19 protein-coding genes are annotated in these 21,326 nt (G+C 46.5%); 9 read left to right on the top strand and 10 right to left on the bottom strand.

Going from position 1 to position 21,326, the window contains the following annotated elements:
• Window positions 1–16 precede the first annotated feature (16 nt).
• Window positions 17–706, bottom strand: a complete 690-nt coding sequence (gene rpe / locus OEZ43_12265; protein ID MDH5546360.1) for a ribulose-phosphate 3-epimerase — start codon at window positions 704–706, stop codon at window positions 17–19.
• A gap of 49 nt (window positions 707–755) precedes the next feature.
• Between rpe and OEZ43_12270 the strand changes: the two genes are divergently transcribed.
• From OEZ43_12270 to OEZ43_12280, 3 genes are all read left to right on the top strand, one after another.
• On the top strand, window positions 756–1,712 hold the full coding sequence (locus OEZ43_12270) for an alpha/beta hydrolase family protein (protein MDH5546361.1): 957 nt from the start codon (window positions 756–758) through the stop codon (window positions 1,710–1,712).
• Window positions 1,713–1,840: 128 nt separating this feature from the next.
• Window positions 1,841–2,296: a CopD family protein gene (locus tag OEZ43_12275; GenBank protein MDH5546362.1), complete on the top strand. Its 456-nt coding sequence runs from the start codon at window positions 1,841–1,843 to the stop codon at window positions 2,294–2,296.
• Window positions 2,293–4,437 (top strand): hypothetical protein, encoded by a 2,145-nt coding sequence (locus tag OEZ43_12280; GenBank protein ID MDH5546363.1) that lies wholly within the window; start codon window positions 2,293–2,295, stop codon window positions 4,435–4,437. The genes OEZ43_12275 and OEZ43_12280 overlap by 4 nt, the downstream gene beginning before the upstream one ends.
• Window positions 4,438–4,490: 53 nt before the next feature.
• Here the strand turns inward: OEZ43_12280 and OEZ43_12285 are convergent, their stop codons facing one another.
• The 9 genes from OEZ43_12285 to OEZ43_12325 all read right to left on the bottom strand — a co-directional run bounded on the left by OEZ43_12285 (window position 4,491) and on the right by OEZ43_12325 (window position 14,838).
• A complete protein-coding gene (locus tag OEZ43_12285) occupies window positions 4,491–4,880 on the bottom strand; it encodes a DUF302 domain-containing protein (protein ID MDH5546364.1) in 390 nt (129 codons plus the stop codon).
• 96 nt (window positions 4,881–4,976) lie between these two features.
• The gene (locus OEZ43_12290; GenBank protein MDH5546365.1) at window positions 4,977–5,420 is read right to left on the bottom strand and encodes a cytochrome c; all 444 of its coding nucleotides are present in this window, start codon (window positions 5,418–5,420) and stop codon (window positions 4,977–4,979) included.
• On the bottom strand, window positions 5,410–5,898 hold the full coding sequence (locus OEZ43_12295) for a DUF2231 domain-containing protein (GenBank protein ID MDH5546366.1): 489 nt from the start codon (window positions 5,896–5,898) through the stop codon (window positions 5,410–5,412). The genes OEZ43_12290 and OEZ43_12295 overlap by 11 nt, the downstream gene beginning before the upstream one ends.
• An 812-nt stretch (window positions 5,899–6,710) precedes the next feature.
• Window positions 6,711–7,094, bottom strand: coding sequence for a hypothetical protein (locus tag OEZ43_12300; protein MDH5546367.1), 384 nt, complete (start codon window positions 7,092–7,094; stop codon window positions 6,711–6,713).
• Window positions 7,067–10,303: an efflux RND transporter permease subunit gene (locus OEZ43_12305; protein ID MDH5546368.1), complete on the bottom strand. Its 3,237-nt coding sequence runs from the start codon at window positions 10,301–10,303 to the stop codon at window positions 7,067–7,069. Before OEZ43_12305 ends, OEZ43_12300 begins: the two co-directional genes overlap by 28 nt.
• Window positions 10,304–10,413: 110 nt before the next feature.
• Window positions 10,414–11,871, bottom strand: coding sequence for an efflux RND transporter periplasmic adaptor subunit (locus OEZ43_12310; protein ID MDH5546369.1), 1,458 nt, complete (start codon window positions 11,869–11,871; stop codon window positions 10,414–10,416).
• A 2-nt stretch (window positions 11,872–11,873) separates the two neighbouring features.
• On the bottom strand, window positions 11,874–13,151 hold the full coding sequence (locus OEZ43_12315; protein MDH5546370.1) for a TolC family protein: 1,278 nt from the start codon (window positions 13,149–13,151) through the stop codon (window positions 11,874–11,876).
• A gap of 325 nt (window positions 13,152–13,476) precedes the next feature.
• The gene (locus OEZ43_12320) at window positions 13,477–13,767 is read right to left on the bottom strand and encodes a copper-binding protein (GenBank protein MDH5546371.1); all 291 of its coding nucleotides are present in this window, start codon (window positions 13,765–13,767) and stop codon (window positions 13,477–13,479) included.
• A gap of 144 nt (window positions 13,768–13,911) precedes the next feature.
• Window positions 13,912–14,838: a LysR family transcriptional regulator gene (locus OEZ43_12325; GenBank protein MDH5546372.1), complete on the bottom strand. Its 927-nt coding sequence runs from the start codon at window positions 14,836–14,838 to the stop codon at window positions 13,912–13,914.
• 174 nt (window positions 14,839–15,012) lie between these two features.
• Between OEZ43_12325 and OEZ43_12330 the strand changes: the two genes are divergently transcribed.
• From OEZ43_12330 to OEZ43_12355, 6 genes are all read left to right on the top strand, one after another.
• Window positions 15,013–16,434: a form I ribulose bisphosphate carboxylase large subunit gene (locus OEZ43_12330; GenBank protein ID MDH5546373.1), complete on the top strand. Its 1,422-nt coding sequence runs from the start codon at window positions 15,013–15,015 to the stop codon at window positions 16,432–16,434.
• Between the two features lie 128 nt (window positions 16,435–16,562).
• Window positions 16,563–16,919, top strand: coding sequence for a ribulose bisphosphate carboxylase small subunit (locus tag OEZ43_12335; protein ID MDH5546374.1), 357 nt, complete (start codon window positions 16,563–16,565; stop codon window positions 16,917–16,919).
• Window positions 16,920–17,007: 88 nt separating this feature from the next.
• On the top strand, window positions 17,008–17,319 hold the full coding sequence (locus tag OEZ43_12340) for a hypothetical protein (protein MDH5546375.1): 312 nt from the start codon (window positions 17,008–17,010) through the stop codon (window positions 17,317–17,319).
• A gap of 83 nt (window positions 17,320–17,402) precedes the next feature.
• The gene (locus tag OEZ43_12345; GenBank protein MDH5546376.1) at window positions 17,403–18,218 is read left to right on the top strand and encodes a CbbQ/NirQ/NorQ/GpvN family protein; all 816 of its coding nucleotides are present in this window, start codon (window positions 17,403–17,405) and stop codon (window positions 18,216–18,218) included.
• 147 nt (window positions 18,219–18,365) lie between these two features.
• Window positions 18,366–18,962 carry a methyltransferase gene (locus tag OEZ43_12350; GenBank protein ID MDH5546377.1) on the top strand — a complete coding sequence of 199 codons (597 nt, stop codon included), beginning with the start codon at window positions 18,366–18,368 and terminating at the stop codon, window positions 18,960–18,962.
• 2 nt (window positions 18,963–18,964) lie between these two features.
• Window positions 18,965–21,304 carry a VWA domain-containing protein gene (locus tag OEZ43_12355; protein ID MDH5546378.1) on the top strand — a complete coding sequence of 780 codons (2,340 nt, stop codon included), beginning with the start codon at window positions 18,965–18,967 and terminating at the stop codon, window positions 21,302–21,304.
• Window positions 21,305–21,326: the final 22 nt, after the last annotated feature.

The following is a 21,326-nucleotide window of genomic DNA, read 5'->3' on the forward strand; positions in this document are numbered from 1 at the left end:
ACTCTTACGCCACAGCTTAAACTGCTTTTTTCAATTCCTCACGCATCTTGGCCACGATGCTATCGTAGCGATTCGGGTCTGAAACACCAGGCTTACCAAAAATTCCCGAGCCTGAAACAAAGGTATCTGCACCTGCTTCTGCTATCTCGCGAATGTTTTCCACTTTGACTCCACCATCTATTTCAAGGCGAATATCATAGCCAGACTCGTCAATAATTTTACGCGCCTCTCTCAGTTTATCGAGAGTTGCAGGAATAAACGCCTGCCCGCCAAAACCAGGGTTCACAGACATCAACAAAATCATGTCGACTTTGTCGATAACGTATTTCAGATAATCCAGAGGTGTCGCAGGGTTGAATACTAAACCCGATTTGCATCCACTACTTCTGATGAGTTGCAGGGTTCTGTCCACATGCTTGGAAGCCTCAGGGTGAAAGGTAATATAGGTGGCACCTGCCTCAGCAAAATCTGGGATGATGCGATCAACTGGCTCTACCATCAAATGCACATCAATTGGAGCGGTAATGCCATGTTTGCGCAACGCCTCACAAACCAATGGGCCAATCGTCAGATTGGGGACATAGTGATTATCCATAACGTCAAAATGGACAAAATCAGTTCCCGAATCTAATACGTTTTTGACTTCCTCGCCCAGACGGGCGAAATCTGCAGACAGGATGGACGGTGCAATCTTAAAATCTGGCATGACTTTAGCCTCTTACCTTTACAATTCTGTTCGTAAAATCTGGCGACAAATGATACTTGTCTATCCAAAAAGGACGCACTTTACCGCAATACGCCTCTATTTACAGCTTCTTTTTCGTCAGACACGCTGTCTCTTACCCGTTTCTTTTTCCGATGTGCGCGTTTACCTATTGGTGCCGACATTACTCTGCGCCCAGCCGGGATTCTCCAGTAATCTATGGGAGGAACAACAAATCTGGCAGGAGATCGAGAACTCGGTCCCCAAAAGCCAGATTGTGAAATTAGATGCTGGGAAGCGCTACCCCGTATTGGGATTATACATTGCGTCCAGCCTGAACGAGGCTGACGGCGGCGTGCTCATACTCCATGACTTCGGGCACCACCCGAATTGGCCACGTGTCAGTCGACCACTGCGTGAACAATTACCCGATTCCGGCTGGCATACCCTCGCGATCCAAATGCCCATTCCGGATCCTATGTGGAATTTTGACAATCCTGCGGATGTTCTCAAAGAGTCTGTAGCGCGAATCGAATCCGCGATTTCGTTTATGCAACAAAGAAACATCGAGCCTTTGGCTATTATCGCCCACGGCCAAAGCGCCGCAGTGGTCACGCAATACCTGGCAGAAACGCCGCAACACCCATTTAAAGCACTGGTGGCCATTAGCCTACCTCACCAAGAACAAAGCGAAGACTGGCATAATATTAAGAAAAATCTGGTCAATCTTCAGTTACCCATGTTGGATATTTATGCCGAACGGGACTATACATCGGTAACTGATCACGCCCATATGCGCCTGGTTGCCGCCCGCGTCGCAGGAAAAAACTTGAAACTTGGGCCACCTCCCATTGCTCACTCCAGCAAGGTACAAGAACTCGCGAAAAACAAGACCAGCAATCTATGGTTTCGACAGATCATGTTGCCTGGCGCCTTTCCAGACTTCCCCTACAATACCGACGAACTGGTGAAAGCCATTAGAGGCTGGCTTTCCGTATATAGCCGATAAGCACTAGCAACCTGAAAAGATTAAGTTTTTCCGCCTTATCGCGCGCAAAACCCACCTCTACCAGTGTCCCCAGCGTATCCATTGGTGCATAATTGTAAGTAGTATCACCAGCTGTTAGACGGAATATCATGGCATTAGCGATCACTCTTCATCTTTTGGCCGCAATCGTTTGGATTGGGGGAATGTTTTTCGCGTATATGGCGCTTCGACCGGCGGCCGCTAGGGTGCTAGAACCACCACCCAGACTCCATCTGTGGCAACTCACTTTTAAACGCTTTTTCGTCTGGGTCTGGGTGTGCGTATTAGTTCTGCCACTAACCGGCTACTGGATGGTTTTTTTCGTACTTGATGGGTTTGGTCAAGCTGCCCTGTACATCCATATCATGCATTTCCTTGGACTGGTCATGATTGCGATTTATATGTTTGTTTATTTTCGCCCGTACCAGGGACTTAAAGATGCCATACGCGCAGAAGATTTCCCGTTAGCAGCTAGCCATCTCAATAAAATGCGACAACTCATAGCAATCAATCTCAGCCTGGGGATTGCAACAGTGTTAGTTGCTAGTATGGGGCGATATTTTTGAAATTTGTACCGGCGCTTTATTTTGTCTCATTAATTGCGCTTACGTTGGGATATTCCACAACGCTGGTAGCCGAACGCTATGCATATGAAGAAATCCCACTCAGTGATGTCATCGTTATCAACAACAGTAATAAAGTTCTCGGGCACAACGCACTTGGACAACCCACCGTTCTGATTTATACGGCAGAAAATCGATACTCGAGAATCATTGGCGACACGACGGTTCCGAACACTGCAATACTATCCCTAGCCGGTTTGGATGCAAAAGAAGTACACGCAACTGATATCAATAGCCCTGCACCCGAAGATGAATCATCAGAAATAGTTTCAGGTTGGTATCTAGACCTAGACGATAAAGAACACGCCGTAATCTGGCGAAACACCGAAGGTGCGTATACCGACGAACAACTTCCGAACTTTAAAAAAGAGCAAAACATATGTCCCGAAAGTGGAGTTCAAGGGAATGATTGCATCCTGAGAGAAGAAATTGAAGATGTGCTTATCGCAGTACAAACTTCCCAGGGTTGTGACAATAGCGCGTGGACAGATTGGGTGGCAAGCGACCCCTTCCCTACACCTTCAATCGTGACAGAATGCGACTTCCGCAGCAAAGCATACGCACTCAATGATAATGGCATTGTTGTTGGCATTTCGATTCGCTACGACGGCACAACACGCGCAATCGCCTGGGAGGAAGAAGAAATCACTAGCGACGACGAGACTGCCACTCCCGAAGTTGCCTATGTGGCAAGGGACCTGGCAACCATCAATGTAGGAGGGAAGATTAACAGCCTTATTGCCCAAGCATCGAAAATTAATCGACACAGCAATGAAATTACCGGTGAAATATTCAAAGAAACCGAAGCTCGGTTCAACGCAACATTGTGGTCAGACACGACCAAAGCCCCGGTCGATATAGTCAAGGATGCTGCCGGAACTCACTACGATAACCCAATAGGCATAACCAGCATCACATTAAATGGCGTTATTGGCTGGTATGCCGACAATAGCGGCTTGATTCGTCCAGTCCGTTGGCGCCGATTTCAAAACGATCAACAGGAATTGGTTTTTGAATCTAAGGACATCATAACGCTCGAGGAAGATATCGGATATGGCCGTATCTATCAGGCCAATGATCTAGGCGAATTCGTTGGTGCCTCAGGCCTGGATCCCGCAAACTACCGAGCATATAAATTAAGTCCGCAATGCGGTGTGCAAAATCTCAATGAGCTGCTCGCGTTTCCAAACCCTGATTTATCATTAAAAAAAGCGCTATCTGTTACGACACGCATAAAAGAGAATTTTATCGTCGCATCTGGCCAAATGGCGGACGATACAACAGAGCGTTTCTACGTTTTGAGCCCTACCAGCGTCGATATCGATCTTCAAACTGCAATCATTTCTGATCATGAGCGACTGACAGTTGGTGAAAAACACACCTATTCCATAGTAATTCGAAACAATAGCGATATTGCAGAACCCAATAAATACGCAACCTGCCTTAGCGCTAATATTGCTCCGGTCATTCCTGTAAAGCGCGACACGTCTCTTAACCCGGATCTTTCGGAAATCTATTACAAATCTGGTGGCTTAACAATAATCAGTGCCGAAGGTACCGATGGAGTGATTTGCAATTGGACACCCATAGATGTCAATTGTTTCGTTGACAGACTAGACCCCGGACAATTTGTCACCGTCACTCTTCTAACCGAGCCGCGTATTATTCTCGCAGATCGCACGATTGCTATGACGTCTATCATTCAATCAAGCGAAAACGAGATAAAGGAAGACGACAACAAAGCCATAACATTCACGCATATCGATCGTGAAGGATGCTTTATCGCTACAGCCGCCTATGGCTCATATCTCGAAGAACATGTACAGACACTCAGAAAATTTCGCGATGACGTTTTATTGAAGACATCTGTAGGCCGCTGGCTCGTACATCAATATTATAAATATTCCCCCGAGCTGGCAGATTACATCGCGCAACATTCAGAATTGCGGATGATCGTTCGATGGCTGTTAACACCCATTGTTTGGATCATCGAAAAGCCCTTGCTATTCCTTTTTGCATTAAGCGGAATGCTCATGTTTATTGCTTTGTTGAAAACATCAGCACGACGGACTCAACCAATGTAGTCCAAATAAAAAAGGGCTCATTCTAGCCCTTTTTATGATTGAATGAATCGAAACTAGCTTCCGAGTGCCGCGCAAACTCGTTGCAGCTTTTCCCTCACTTCCATTCCAAGCTTTTCAACCTCGGGACGGTTCACTAATCCCAATACGGATTTAGGATCCATAAATCCGATAGTAACAGCACCGTCTTCCTCTTCACGAACCACGACATTACACGGCAATAACAAACCAATATCAGGCTCGGCATCCAAGGCCTGGTTTGCATAGCCGGGATTACAGGCCCCCAGAATCTTGTACGGTCTTTTTTCCACGCCAAGTTTCGCCTTTAATGTAGCCTGCACATCGATTTCGGTCAGAATCCCGAATCCCTCTTTTTTCAATTCGTCCGCAATGCGCACTTGTGCTTCGTCGAAGCTACCGGGAAATGTTGTGCTGAAACCGTACATAAAAAACCTCCTGTATATTCGGGTAAAAGGACTCGCTAGAAACTCATCAACGTACCACTACTTTTAGCAGCATGCACTCATTTATCCAACTTCAAGTTATTGCCTATCGTTGATGTCTTGCCAAGCATGATATACCTGCATAGGCCACAAAGACTGGAACCAGGTAATCACGTTGTCTATATCCTGCTCGCTAAGCTTATCTCGCCACGCAGGCATATTGCCATTTGGCAAAGTACCGTTTTCGATGACTTCCTTCAGCACCTTTGTTGGATGGTGCCAAGCGTGTCCAGTCCCATTAAGCGGGGGCGGGGGAAACTTCCCTGAGGCGTCAGATTCGCGCCAGTTTTCTGCGCCAACCGCATTAACACCATGGCATTTCTGACAATGCGCAGAATAGATGACAAAGCCTTTATCAACTTTTTGTCGATCAAATACTGGCTTGATCTTTCTAGCACCTGCCGATTCAGTGTTGTCTGAACAAGCACTCATTGCCACAAAGGTAATGCAAGCTACCACAAACAACACGCTACTAATGCGCATGAGGTTTATTATCTGTGTGCTCGTGGGTTGGCATTTCTTCTCCAGACATTACCGCATCTCCACCCATTAAATCATCCTGGTGTGACAAATCGGAGGAAGAAGGTTGAACATTGTGTGCATGGCCTTCGCCATGATCGTGATCGTGGCCATCACCTTCAGACTTAGGCAAAGACATGACGCCAAGTCCATATCGATATACGAGTTCTCCACCCAACCATGAAGTCGATAGCAAAGCCACCAGTCCTATGACTAAAAGCCCGTTAAACGCCCTTGGTTCGTCGTTTTTCGATCTGTGACACCATATCGCCCACACCGCTGCAATTCCAAATACAAGGAAAGTTCCTAACGCGACGTTTCTATGTATAGTCATCCACTCATGAGACGGGCCGTCGTGATTCACTGTGTAGTACGCGTATACTCCAGCAGCCACTGTCAGCACGCTTAGTGCCGAACCTATCCATAGGCTCCATCTGGCCATAACCCGCAACTGTAGACGAGTTGTGTATTGAGCAGCAAAATTGGAAAATAAATAAATTACGACGGAGACACTTAGCAACGCGATAGTGTAATGAACAAATACTGGATGCCAATTTGGAATTATATCTATCATTGAAGCACTTATACCTTTTCACTCGATCCCAGGGTATTAGATCACTTCCGGTTCAGCATCTCAATATCACTATGGAAAAGTAATGCGCCTAGAATCGTGATTAAGTTAGCCAGCGAGAGAGAACAAGACAAAAAAAGCTGAAAAAGTGCAAATTACGTAGAAAAAATAGGCATTCTGAATTTCTTAATACCGCTATCAATCGCTAGAAAACTAATTTGTGGATGCCTCTGTAAAAGAAAACCGGGGAGCAAACGTTCAGTTCACACCCCGGCAACACGTGGGAATTTATTACTAATCTGTAAATACTGACATCAGAAATTTTAAAAAGTGCCGGGAGTAAAACTCCATTTGTTTTAACATCCCGGCAACACGTGGGAAGTCAGTACTCTCTTGTCTCTTACCATCCCATCTTGTTTAAAAATGCCGGGAGCAAAACTCCATTTGTTTTAGCATCCCGGCAACACGTGGGAAGTCTTAATATCTCGTCTCTTACCGTCCCATCATGTTAAAAATGCCGGGAGCAAAACTCCATTTGTTTTAGCATCCCGGCAACACGTGGGAAGTCATTTATTCGTTACAGTAAATTCTAAATATTCAGAAAGCTACGCTTCGATTACACACAATAAACACTGAATGAGCACTGAATAGAAGGGAAGCCGCGGACGGACTACTCCCTGAGACTAGGCAGATATCGGTGGACGAATGTCTGCTGGAAGTGAAACAGTAGTGAGCTTATAAATATCTCTGAACTGGACACCAGTTTTTTTCCAATTGGCGCCGCAGAAAACCTGAACCTCGCTAACCGCAGCTGCAATCAATTGGGTTGAACAGGTATTATCCGGTCCGTAATCATTGTTGTCGCTCACCTGAATATCAGAAAAATCGACATCACTCAGGTCAATTGCGCTGGAATGGGAAGAATGAGAATCGTGTTCGATAGAGGAGTTTATATCAACTCGATCATGGAAAAGACAGTCAACAGATGCGGCCACCACAGACAACGGCATCCACGCTGCGATCAAAACGCAGTAAAAGACTATAGTTTTTTTTGTAAATCTTCCCATGTTTGAGATCTTTTCTTTTTTCTAAAAGAAGGCTTTTTAAACGTTGGTCGCCATGACCAAACTCGCCTCCAACTCCCCGGCCGTTTGATAGACCCGTTAATTGCTCCGTTATTTATAGCAAATTGTTTTCCTTTCCACAAGGCATATAAAGCGGGAATTAAAACCATGGAAACTAGCGGCGCGGTGATCATTCCACCCAGCATCGGAGCGGCAATCCGTCTCATTACTTCGGAACCAGTGCCGCCGCCAATCATTATCGGTGCCAACCCGGCCAATATCACCGCAGCAGTCATCGCTTTGGGACGGACACGCATTACCGCGCCATAAACTATCGCGCGACGTAGTTCATTCAAATCCTTGGGATCAAAATCTTTTACTGCCTGGTTTAAGTAAACCAGCATAACAACACCAAATTCCGCTGACACTCCTGCCAGAGCGATCAATCCGACTCCGACCGCTACTGATAGATTGTAGTCAAGCAGATAAACCATCCACAATGCCCCCACTAGAGCAAGTGGCACAGCGCCCATGACCATAAAGGATTCTGCAAAATTTCTGAAATTGAAATACAGCAACAACAAAATGATTACCAGGGTTAGAGGCACAACATAAATCAGCTTTTCCTTTGCACGCAGCATGTATTCGTATTGTCCGGACCAACCAAGGGCATAACCTGCAGGTAGTTCGACTTTTTCGAGAACAATTCTTTGAGCATCAGCGACGAAACTTCCCAGGTCGCGACCTCGGATATCAACATATACCCAGCCTGTTCGCCTCGCATCTTCACTTTTTATCATTCCTGGCCCGTCGGCGATGGAGACAAAGGCAACATTGCCCAGGGTGATCTGACCGCCCCCTGGTGTAACAATCGGTAAAGCCATCAGGTCATCAATAGAATCACGTACGTGTTGTGGATAGCGGATATTGACCGGATAACGTTCCAGTCCTTCAACTGTTTGAGTAACATTTGCCCCACCCACAGCCATGCTGATAATTTCATGTACATCAGCGATGTTTAAGCCGTAGCGTGCGGCTGCACGTCTGTCAATATCCAAGTTAATATATCGACCACCTGCCACGCGTTCCGAAAAAACACCGGCGGCTCCCGGTACACTCTTCACCGCAGACTCAACTTGCTCGCCGATCTTTTGTATCACGCCCAGATCAGGACCAAGAATCTTGATACCCAACGGAGTTTTTATACCCGTAGATATCATGTCTATACGTGTTTTGATCGGCATAACCCAGGCGTTTGTCAATCCGGGAAACTTCACCGTTTCATCGAGAATATTTTTCAGCTTATCGGTGGTCATCCCCTTACGCCATTCACTGCGGGGCTTTAATTTGATCGTGGTTTCGATCATTGTAAGTGGAGCAGGATCGGTGGCTGTTTCGGCCCTGCCCACTTTACCGAATACAACATCGACTTCTGGAATGGTCTTTATCAAACGATCCGTAATTTGTAACAACTCGCCAGCTTTGCCGATTGATACACCGGTGAATGTGGTCGGCATATAGAGCAAATCACCCTCATCCAATTCCGGCATAAACTCAGAACCCAATTCTCCATAGGGATATATCGTGGTTAAAACAACTGCAAAAGAAAGGACTACGACCGTCTTTGGCCAATTGAGCACGAACTTAATGACCGGCAGATACATCGATATAAGGAATCGATTGATCGGATTTTTATGCTCTGAGGGAATATGTCCCCTTATAAAATATCCCATCAATACAGGCATAAGTGTTATCGACAAACCCGCCGCTGCAGCCATGGCATATGTCTTGGTATAGGCTAGCGGGGAAAATAGTTTTCCTTCTTGCGCCTCAAGTGTAAAAACAGGAAGAAAACTCAAAGTAATTATCAACAACGAAAAGAATAGTGCCGGACCCACTTCAACCGCAGCACGCTGCATAGCAACCCAGCGATTCTCATCTGTGATATTGCCCTTTTCAATATGTTTATGCGCATTTTCAACCATCACAATGGCTGCATCGACCATGGCACCTATGGCAATGGCAATTCCGCCCAGGGACATGATGTTAGAATTGATATTCTGATAATGCATTACGATATATGAGATCAATATACCGAGAGGCAAAATAACTATTGCCACCAATGCAGAACGCAAATGAAATAGAAAGATTCCGCAAACAATTGCGACGACGATAAATTCTTCAATGAGCTTATCGCGTAGTGTTGTTATCGAACGCATGATGAGATCGGAACGATCATATGTTTCGATGATTTCCACGCCTTCCGGCAAGCCCTTGGCGACCTGAGCCAATCGTGTTTTAACTGCCTCTATCGTGGTCAACGCGTTTTCACCAAAACGCATCACGATAATGCCGCCAACGACCTCACCTTCACCATCGAGCTCGGCGATACCACGGCGCATCTGTGGGCCGATACGAATATTGGCAACATCCTGCAGCAACACAGGCGTACCTTCTTCACTCACACCAAGCGGAATATGGCGAAGATCGTCCAGACCCTTGATATAACCTTTGGCACGAACCATATATTCAGCTTCGGCCATTTCGATAACAGAACCACCCACTTCCTGGTTGGCCCGTTGTATCGCTGTCTTCACATGATTGATATGCATGTTGTAAGCACGCAGACGATCAGGATCCACCACCACCTGGTACTGTTTGACCATTCCGCCAACAGTTGCGACTTCTGAAACACCTGGTACGGTCTGTAGTTCGAAGCGTATAAACCAATCTTGCAAGCTACGTAGTTGAGCGAGGTCATGATTGCCGCTGCGGTCAACGAGCGCGTACTCATAGATCCAGCCTACACCGGTCGCATCCGGTCCTAGCTGAGGTGTTGCCGACGGAGGCAAGGCCCCGGCGACTTGCGACAAATACTCGAGCACGCGGGAACGCGCCCAATATATATCTGTGCCATCTTTAAAAATGACATAGACGTATGAATCACCGAAAAAGGAATAACCACGCACTGCTGTAGTCCCGGGTACCGAGAGCATGGCTGTGGTAATGGGGTAGGTTACCTGGTCCTCAACAACTTCCGGCGACTGACCTGGAAATGAGGTTTTAATAATAACTTGTAGGTCAGATAGATCAGGAATCGCATCCAAAGGTGTATTCTTTACCGAGTAAACCCCCCAAACTGCGAGGATTATGGTAAAGATGAGTACTAGAGGCCTATTTCGAATCGACCAGCGAATTATTTGTGCAATCATATCTACTACCGAACAATATCCGCCGCGTCACTATACTTAATGAATGACATCGGCATGTCATTTATTTTTATTGAATTCTTGCCGATCAATTTCCCGGAAATTGTCAGATATTATCCGCCGGCCATACGCATAAGGGCAGCACGCATGCTGCTTTCAGAATCGATCAAAAACTGGCTCGATACAACCACTTCCTGATCCTCTTCCAACCCGCCAACAACCTCGATGCGATCATCCGTTTCGATACCTGCATGAATAATCACGGGCTTGAATTTTCCTTCTCCAAGGTGGGTAATCACCCTGGTTTGATTGCCCTGGCGAATCACTGCCTCACGTGGGACAGTCAAAACTTGCCGCTTTGGACGTGCGAAAATGCTGATATCGGCATACATATTAGGTTTGAGGACTTCATCGGGATTGTCAAAACGCAGACGCGCCTTCACACTTCTGGTGCGGGCATCGAGGCTTGGATAAATATATTCAACCTCGCCTTCCCATACCTTTTCAGGCATAAACGACAACCTGGCTTCTGCACCTTGTCCTTCCTTGACCCAATCAATCTGATTTTCGAATACGTCGACCATCAGCCAGACTGTGGACAGATCGGCAATACTGATCACGGACTTAGACGGTGGCACAAATTCCCCTTCCGATACATTCAAACGCGTGACGAATCCGTCCTGGGGCGCATAGAAACTGACCAGTTGCTCCACTTCACGAGTATCGTTCAAACGGGCAATCTGTTGCTCCGAAACACCGAGGGCACGAAGACGCTCCCGAGAGGCATCAATCAATCCATTGGCGCTATCTCCCAGTTCAAGCGCCTGCAGAAATTCTTCCTGGCTATTGACGAGCTTGGGCGAGTATAGCTGGAACAAGAGATCACCCTTGGCAACCTTCTCACCTGTTGTTTTGACCGCGAGCTTCTCGACCCAGCCCTCGGTGCGCAAACTCACTGTTCTGAGATTGTTGTCATTATAATTGATATAACCGACGCTCTCGATCTTGCGATATATCGTACGCCGCTTCACCTTATCCAGTCTTACACCCAATGCATTGATCACGGTCGGCGCTAAGGTCACGACGCCTGAATCGCCGGTGTTCTCCAATGGCACCAGGTCCATTCCACATATCGGACAGTCTGCCTCCGGATCTTCCATCACAATTTCCGGGTGCATAGGACAAACAAATTTAGGATTGGAGTGCTTTTGCGCGTGCTCTACCGCAGTTTCTTTTGGCGCTTCGTTCACAGGGGAAATGCTCTGGTTTCCAAAAGAGTCATGGTTATGGCCATCACCGCTCAATTCACTCAGCATGGCAGGCGCTGCAACGACAGGGGCCGCCTGAATATGACTAGATGAATTCTCATCGGCAGCCACCGCCTGTCTATCACCCAGCCCGGAGAACACATATATATTGATGGGTACCCCAACCGCGAGTAACACGATTGCACCAAGTATCTGTTTACGTGCAACAGATGACATGTGTCGCGCATTCGGCAGGAAAATCTGTTCCAGCCACTTAAATACCAACCAAACACCGTAGCGTGTTGTTCTAGTAACACGTTCCATGTTTATGCTTCCCCTGCCAGATATTGAAGGTCGTAGTGTGCCTTTGCCCTTTCCACTCTCAAACGCAGAGTTTGTAAATTACTATCCAGTTCTCGCAAACGCGCACGAACCAATTCTGAGAAATCACTAGTCTGGCTTTGATAGGATTTTCTCGAAGACTCGGAATACTGTGCCGCCTTAGGCAACACATCATCCATGTAAAATTTTAAACGGTCACCCAAGCGGAACCAGTCCGCATAACTTGCATCTAGCAAACGTTTTAGCTCGCGACGCTGGCCATCTGCTGCGTCCGACGCAGAATTTACCAAATGGCCTTTTGCATTCAAACGACGATTCTGTCGCTTCTCAGTAAAAAACGGCATATCTACTGACACGACGGCAGACAAAAAATCACTTCTTGGAATAACACTACCATCAGCTGAATTGACGCCATCAGCCCGATAACCGTAGCTAATATCTACATTCCAGCTCGGCTTAAATGTAGACCGTTCTGCGAGAACATCCTTGCGACTTGCGCCTAACATGGCTTTTTTTACGGCCAGGGATGGGTGGTTTTCGAGACGATGATCGAGCTCCTCAACCGTAGGCAAGGTTGGGAGCTGAGGAAACACTGTCGATAGTGCATGTTTGCGCACTGAAGCACCCGTCCATTTTTCAAGTTCTGCGATCGCTTTTTCACGCATTTGCTGTATGTCGTCTTCGCGATCTTGAAGTAAACTCAATTCTAATTGAGCACGTATCACATCTTGTTGTTGACCACGGCCTGCACGATATTGGTATCGAGTTACTTTCACTAACTGGTTAAATATCTCTTCGCTTTCTTTTACCAGGGCAAGCGAATGTGTTTGCAAATAAACTTCCATCCACGCTTTGCGCAAATTTCGTAAAACTGTCATTGCCCTGTCGACAGCTTTCGCACGCTCGGCCTCGGCCATTAGCAACTTTTTTTCCGTCTTTGCCTCAAGCATGCCTTTCGAAGGAAAACCCTGATTGATGCCTACTATTGCCTGCGTCATACCTTCAGAGTTAAAACTAAACGCATTGTTACCGATTATCGGAAAATTTACCGCGCCAACGCGAAATTTCGGATCAGGCAGTTGCCCGTCGGCTACTGACTCTTCCATAAAGGACTGGGCATTTGCCTGGAACTCGGCAATGAGTGGGTCGTTTTGGATGGCAACCGTCTCAGCATCCTTGATAGTCAATTCAAGCGCGTGAACGGTATTCACGCCCGCAATCACCGTCAGGATTACTAAGACCCAAAGTCGCAAGTAATTCATACTTCCCACACCTGTTATCTTGCTCAACAACTTCGTTCAGAAAATTTATACCAACGCGCAAGATAACCAAGACGAGTTAAAGGAGACTTAACCAGACGGGTAAGGGTTGCCTAACTATAAGACAAATCTGCAATTCTTCCCCAGTCCCACATGAAATTCTTTTTTTCTACGATTCAGACATAGTCTGATTAAAAACTATTGTTCTACTTTTGAGCCTATTTATCAACAATTCAACGGGCTAATGTAATTAATACCTCATCTACAATTTTTATATCAAATAAAAAAAAGCGGCACTAGCCGCTTTTTTTGTTATTCGTTCAATGCATTACTGCATATCCAAAATGACGAACCGACCTTTTCGATCAGTGGTGACTACAAATTTGATCTTCTGGCCAGGTTTGACTTCCTTCAACATAAAAGGGTCAGCAACTGCGAAATCCATCGTCATTGCCCCCATTCCCATTGTCGTAATCGGGCCATGACTGATATTGAGTGTTTTGTTCACGTTATCAATTGAGTTGATTGTACCGCTTGCCTCATGCTCGTCTGCTGCAAAAACAGTAGTAAATACCGACATAAGCATGACGATTGCAGCTGATAAAAACGTTTTTTTCATACCTCCCCCTCTACTTCATTTATGAGTCATTTCCGACATGGACGGAATCTATAATTTCTTAGAAAACTACGACTTAAGCATGAAATCAGGATTAATTTCCGACTCTGACGCAGCGTTTCATCATTAAATCCTTTGGCTGGCTTGTCAAGCTCCCTGTATGAATTTTGGTAGCGAGGCAAATTTTTCCGCCTGCTCAAGCACGAATTCACTAAAACGCTTCGCCACAGGCGAGAGCCTTTTTCCTTCGCGATGAACCAGATACCAGTGACGTAAAATCGGAAAGTGCTCCACATTCAATAGCTTCAACTTACCTATCTCCAATTCCAGGCGTACCGTATGTGCCGATACTATTCCCAGACCCAGACCCGCTTGAACCGCGTGCTTTATGGCTTCGTTACTGGTCATTTCCATCCTGGAGGCAGCTTCAAAGCCGTACTGCTGAAAAAATCGCTCCATCGCTATCCGCGTACCCGAAACTTTCTCTCTGACAACAAAGGTTTCCTGCACCAGGCGCTTGAGAGAAATATTTGTTTCGTTTACCAGCGGGTGATCGGGGGGCGCAATAACTACCAATGGGTTATCCATAAAGGGTTCCGCCACAAGCTTCAGGTCTCGCGGTGGCCGACCCATGATGACCAGATCGGTCTGATTATTCTCAAGCTCATCAAGTAGCGTTTGGCGGTTAGTCACATCCAATTTGTACTGAATATTGCCAAACTGCTGCGAAAATGCAGCAAGTAGCTGGGTTGCAAAGTCGTTAGCTGTAGTCGCTACCGCGATGTTCAAGGTACCACGCCTGACACCGCGCAAATCTTCGAGCACGCCCTCTGCTTCATCTAGTAGACCGAGTATCTCCCTACTATAATGCAGCATCTCGCGGCCGGCCTCGGTAAGAAAGTTCTTTTTGCCGAACTGTTCGAGCAGGGAAACACCCACGTGATCTTCTAATTGTTTGATCTGCATGGACACTGCCGGTTGTGAAAGATGAAGTTCTTCGGCCGCACGGGTAAAGCTCAAATGTCGGCCTACAGACTCAAAAACCTTTAATTGTCTTAGGGTTACGTGAAGCATTCGGGTCAAATCCTGTCAATCATAAGCAATCATTTATGATTTTGATTATAAATATTTAATTTACTTTATGCCAGCGCGCCCGTAACCTCTTTCTCACGAAATATCAGCGACACGATTTTCTTTAGTTCAATCACAGTTAACTCGTTTTTATACCTACTTTTTGGAGGAAATAAAATGGCAGAGAAGAAGTACAACGCGGGTGTAAAAGAATACCGCGAAACATATTGGATGCCTGACTACACGCCGAAGGACACTGACTTTCTTGCGTGTTTCAAAGTTACCCCACAGCCTGGTGTACCTCGTGAAGAGGTTGCTGCTGCGGTTGCTGCGGAATCATCAACTGGTACCTGGACCACTGTTTGGACTGACCTGTTGACTGACCTGGATTACTACAAGGGTCGTGCATACGCCATCGAAGACGTACCTGGCGACGACACTTGTTTCTATGCATTCGTTGCATACCCAATTGACCTGTTCGAAGAAGGTTCAGTTGTAAACGTTTTCACTTCATTGGTTGGTAACGTTTTCGGCTTTAAAGCACTACGTGCACTTCGCTTGGAAGACATCCGTATTCCTATCGCTTACGTAACTACTTGTGGTGGTCCTCCTCACGGTATCCAAGTTGAGCGCGACATCATGAACAAATACGGTCGTCCTCTGTTGGGTTGTACTATCAAGCCTAAGTTGGGTCTGTCTGCTAAGAACTATGGTCGTGCGACTTATGAGTGTCTTCGTGGCGGTCTTGACTTCACTAAGGACGACGAAAACGTTAACTCTCAGCCGTTTATGCGCTGGAAGCAGCGTTTTGACTTCGTAATGGAAGCAATCCACAAAGCTGAGCGTGAAACTGGTGAGCGTAAGGGTCACTACCTGAACGTTACTGCTCCTACTCCTGAAGAAATGTACAAGCGTGCAGAGTATGCTAAGGAAATCGGCGCACCTATCATCATGCACGACTACCTGACTGGTGGCTTCACTGCTAACACAGGTCTTGCTAACTGGTGTCGTGACAACGGCGTTCTGCTTCACATCCACCGCGCGATGCACGCAGTACTTGACCGTAACCCGCACCACGGTATCCACTTCCGTGTACTAACTAAGGCACTTCGTTTGTCTGGTGGTGACCACCTGCACTCAGGTACGGTTGTTGGTAAGCTGGAAGGCGACCGTGACGCAACTCTGGGCTGGATTGACATCATGCGTGATTCTTACATCAAAGAAGATCGCTCACGCGGCATCATGTTCGACCAAGATTGGGGCGCAATGCCTGGTGTAATCCCAGTTGCTTCTGGTGGTATCCATGTATGGCACATGCCTGCTCTGGTTAGCATCTTCGGTGATGACTCTGTACTCCAGTTCGGTGGTGGTACGCTGGGTCACCCATGGGGTAATGCCGCTGGTGCAGCTGCAAACCGTGTTGCTTTGGAAGCGTGTGTTGAAGCACGTAACGAAGGTCGCGCTATCGAGAAAGAAGGTAAGGACATCCTTACTAATGCTGCCAAGAGCAGTCCTGAGCTCAAGATGGCGATGGAAACTTGGAAAGAAATCAAGTTCGAATTCGACACAGTTGACAAGCTGGACGTTGCTCACAAGTAATTTAAAGCATCATGTGGCACGCTCTGGCGGCGTGTGTATACATACGACGCCAGAGCGCACCAACTAACGCTTTAAACACTTGAATTAACGAAACCGAATTTGACTAAATAGATTTTGAGGAATTTAAAATGTCTGAAATGCAAGATTACAAGTCAAGCTTGACTGATACTTCAAGCCGTAAGTTTGAGACTTTCTCTTACTTGCCAGAAATGAGCGATGAGCAGATCCGTAAGCAGATCCAGTACATCGTTGATAAAGGATGGAATCCTGGTATCGAGCACACTGAGCCAGAAAATGCATTCGATAACTACTGGTACATGTGGAAACTGCCTATGTTCGGTGAAACTGACGTAGACAAAGTTCTGGCCGAATGCGCTGCTTGCAAGAAAGCACATCCAAAGAACCACGTTCGTTTGATGGGCTTCGACAACTTCGCACAGTCTGCCGGTGCTTCCATGGTAATTTTCCGCGGTAAAGCTGTTTAATCAGCCGCCAGGGTAAAGACCTACAAAAAGCCCCTGGCCGCTCGCGGGCAGGGGCTTTTTTTATCCATAGCAAGAAGGAATTCCATAAGTGAACAAACCCAAAGCTTACATCGGTATCGATAAAGATATAAATGGCGGCATGACACCTATCGGCAAAGTTATTCGAGACGCTTGGGTATTTGGTTTGATTCCGGAAACCCAGACCTGTGAAGGCTGGACACAACAGGCCGTTGAGGCGTTAATGCACAAAGTAAACGCCGAATGGGATAAATATGGTTGCATGGTTAGATGTTTGCCTACTGAACTGTTCGAAAAGCATCAACGCATTCACGGCGACGCTGTAAAGAAAGCCAACCAGGCTGGTTGGAATGGAAACGTCGAGACCGATGACGAAGAATAAAAGGTTTTCTGATTAACCCATTATCCATACCAGGTTAATCAGAATGTCTTTCATCTAAACTTTCAAGAAATCGAAGGTGCACTATGTCTAAACAAAATAGCGTAGATCCAGATCAATACAAAGTTAAATCAGAACCATTTTATAAGCCTGTTGCCAACGAAGTTGAAATGTATGAAGCAGCATACGCGGCACGCATGCCAGTTATGCTCAAAGGCCCTACCGGTTGCGGTAAATCACGTTTCGTTGAATATATGGCTTATCGTTTAGGCCGTCCATTGATCACCGTCGCGTGTAATGAAGACATGACAGCATCCGATCTTGTTGGCCGATTCCTTCTCGATAAAGACGGTACTGTTTGGCAAGATGGGCCCCTGACTATGGCAGCGCGCATAGGTGCAATTTGTTACCTGGATGAAGTGGTTGAAGCGCGCCAGGATACTACCGTTGTTATCCACCCACTGACTGACCACCGTCGTACGCTGCCACTAGACAAAAAGGGTGAGTTGATCGAAGCCCATCCTGATTTCCAACTGGTTATTTCCTACAACCCTGGATATCAAAGTCTAATGAAGGATCTCAAGCAATCAACCAAACAACGTTTTGGCGCTTTGGATTTCGATTATCCATCGGAAGAAATCGAAACAGAAATCGTTGCTAAGGAAACCGACATTGACAAGGAAACTGCGCACAAGCTGGTGCAGATCGCACATCGCGCGCGCAATCTGAAAGGACATGGCCTGGATGAAGGTATATCCACCCGTCTTCTGGTTTACGCGGGTCAACTAATACAGAAAGGTGTCGATCCTATTGCTGCCTGCAGCATGACACTGGTTCGTCCTCTAACAGACGACCCAGATATGCGTGAGACATTGGATGCAGCCGTCGGTACCTTCTTCTAAGCAGATATTGGATTTGCGTAGCAAGCTATCTGGAAAAGACTAAGTAACCCGGTTAGCAAATGGCGTCAGTCGTCTGCTTGCCGGGTGTAAAAACTGAAAGGTTTAACTATTGTCTTATGCGCTTTCTCACTTCGGTGACATACACACATGGAAAAAAAACAATATATCGATAGCTTGCGTAAGGATATTGTTTTCAATGCGGAATTGGGCGGTTTTCCGTTTACCTTCCACTCAACCTGGGGAATTTTTTCACCCCGAGAAATAGACGAAGGTACTGAATTATTGCTTGAACGCATAAACATCGCAAAAGAAGCCAATTGTTTTGACCTCGGTTGCGGATACGGCCCTATCGGCCTAACGATGGCACGCATGGCACCGGCAGGCCAGACCATTATGGTCGACAAGGATTTTATGGCGGTGGAATATGCAAACAAGAATGCAGAATTCAACGGCATCAACAATGCGAAAGCTTTGCTGAGTAACGGGTTTCAACACATTCCCCAACAAAGCTACGATGTCATAGCGTCAAACATTCCGGCTAAAGTAGGCAAGGAAATGTTGCAGATTATTATGTATGACACATTCCATCGTTTGTCACCTGGTGGAAAATTTTATGTCGTAACGATTAATGGTCTAAGAGACTTTATGAAACGACATTTCAAAGAGACATTTGGTAACTACGACAAAGTCAAACAGGGCAAGAATTACACTGTAGCGCTGGCAGAAAAGTCAGAATCGAGGTAGTCATGAGCGTCGATATCGAAAACTATCGTGAAGTGCTGACCAAAGCAGCACCGGAATTGAAAAACACCTTGGACGGCATCGTACATGAAGCCGCACGCAACATGTCTCCCGCCGGACTCGAACAATACCTTAACGGCGCCAAGGGTCTAGCAAATCTTGGGCGCGGTAGCGACATCGTTGTCTCCTTTCTCGAAGACATGCCCAAGGTTGTCAAAGAATGCGGTGACGATATCATCAATGATGTTCTGGCCGCTGCATTAAAACTGTCCTCCTTGACCTCTGGTCAGGTAATCGCGCTACTCCTGGCGAGTTTGCCAACTGCCGCGAGTCGACTGGGCGATGCCGAATTATTGAAATCTTATATCGCACTTGTACACCAGATATCGGCAAAAGCGCCGCGCGGGCTACGTCCAATGTTGGAACACATGGATGAATTGTTATCCAAGCTAACATTGAGTGGTCTACGTCGATGGGCGAATTTCGGTGCCGAAGCCTATCGCCGTGACTATGTTAATCAAGCGTCATACTTTGCTCTACAAACCGCAGACAGCCTAAAAGTGCTGCAGAAGGAACGACGTGGAACCTTGTTTATTGACATCCAACGCAAGATAAATTTCTATTTACGCGCCCTATGGGGGCGTGACTTTTTTTTACGCCCAACAGCGGCTGACCATGACGGCTTCAAACCTTTTATTGAATCACGTATTCTGCATTTACCCGATGCCTTAGATGACATTGCTGACATTAAGGGCCTTGAGCTTTATCGCGCTACAGCCGCTCACCTCGCGTCACATATGGTATACACCAAATCGCGAATTTCAGCGGAACAATTATCCCCTGCACAAATGTTTTTCATCGGCTTAATTGAAGACTCACGAGTTGAGTATCTTGCAATTAAAGAATTCCCGGGACTCAAGAAACTGTGGAAGTCTCTGCTCGATATCGAATTCGAACAGGCGCCGCAGCATCCAACCATTGCTACATTGGAATACATTGCGCGCATGTTATTGGATGACAGTGTGACTTCCAATGATGCAGACATCCAGGCGTTTGTAGAAAGATTTCATGCCAATATAGAAAACAATGCCGAAGATAGTTCTTTCTCATGGCATATGGGTATGGAGTTGTATAATATTTTCGCCGCGCGTCGTGATGTTCCAAGCCTACGAATCCTGGAGTCGATACGTATCCCTTATCGCGACGACAATCGTTATGTTTGGGAATTCGAAGAATTCGCCTGGGACAAACCAGCCGATTATCTTGCTGCAGCTATGCAACAGATTCGACGCAAAGTCAGTGTTGTAGAGATGGCAAATGAAGTAGATTGCGAATTGGCCGGCGACGATGCACAGGAAATCTGGATATGTGAAACAGAAATGTATCCCTATGAGGATGATCTGGAGAATACCCAAAGCTTTAACCAGATGTGGGGTAAGGAACCGATCTCTGAGCCTTTTCACTATCAGGAATGGGATTACCAGGTGCAATTGCATCGTCCTGATTGGGCGACTATCTATGAACGCCGTCCTCAAAAAGGCGACCCAGAAGATATCGATCGTATATTGCTCGATTACAAACCGGTTACACACCGTATCAAACAGATCATAGACCTTTTACAGCCGGAAGGCGTGCAACGTGTGCGCAATATGGAAGATGGTGATGAAATCGATATCAATGCCGCGATTGATGCAATGATCGATATCCGCCAAGGTAGACAGCCAAACACGCGGATTACCATGCGTAACGTGATCAAGAATCGCGATCTGGCGGTTGTGGTATTACTCGACTTGTCTGAGTCTACTAATGAAACCGTAGAAGGATCAGATAAAACTATTCTTGAACTAACACGTGAAGCTGCATCGTTGGTAGCGACTGCAATCAACGGCGTGGGTGATCCTTTTGCAATCCACGGTTTCTCCTCCGATGGACGACACAATGTCCAATATTTCCGGTTCAAGGATTTCAATCAAAAGTTTAATGAAGAACCCAAGTCGCGACTTGCCGGAATGAAGGGTGGATTGTCTACTCGAATGGGTGCGGCAATGCGTCACGCCGGACAACATTTGCTTCGACAGCAAGAGCGTAAGAAACTGCTTCTTGTCGTTACCGATGGCGAGCCTGCGGATATTGACGAACGCGATCCACAGTATTTACGCCACGACACAAAAAAGGCAGTCGAAGAGTTATATGGCAAAGGGATTATGTCTTACTGTCTTACACTAGACCCCGATGCTGATGCCTACGTGAAGCGGATTTTCGGTGCTAACAATTACACCATTATTGACCACGTACAGCGTTTGCCTGAAAAACTGCCAGTGCTATTCGCATCGCTTACTACTTGATCTCGACACTTTTCTCACATAA

The sequence above is a fragment of the Gammaproteobacteria bacterium genome (genome assembly GCA_029881255.1).
Lineage (GTDB): Bacteria > Pseudomonadota > Gammaproteobacteria > S012-40 > S012-40 > JAOUMY01.